This window comes from Pseudomonas sp. PME37.24/025, assembly GCF_055556615.1.
The window spans coordinates 1-259 of sequence record NZ_JBVHNK010000330.1; the positions used below are offsets into that span (position 1 = coordinate 1).

General features: G+C 64.5%; 1 protein-coding gene. It reads right to left on the bottom strand.

The features are described 5' to 3' along the window. On the bottom strand, positions 1–259 hold a 259-nt coding region (locus tag ACZ3HH_RS30585), incomplete at both ends, for a metallopeptidase TldD-related protein (RefSeq protein WP_465810403.1).

Genomic DNA, 259 nt, shown 5'->3' on the forward strand with positions numbered 1-259 from the left:
TGCCACTGCGCATGAAAGTGTTGGTCATGCGCGGCATCGGCGCATGGGCATAGGATTCGCGGCGTCCATTGCCGGTGGGTTCGACCCCCATCAGCCGCGCGTTGAGCCGGTCCTGCATGTATCCGCGCAGGATGCCGTCCTCGATCAGCACGTTTTCCTGCGTCGGGGTGCCTTCGTCGTCGATCGACAGTGAGCCGCGACGCCCGCCACCCGCATCATTGAGCAAAGTGCCGTCATCGACGACAGTCACGCCCGGTGC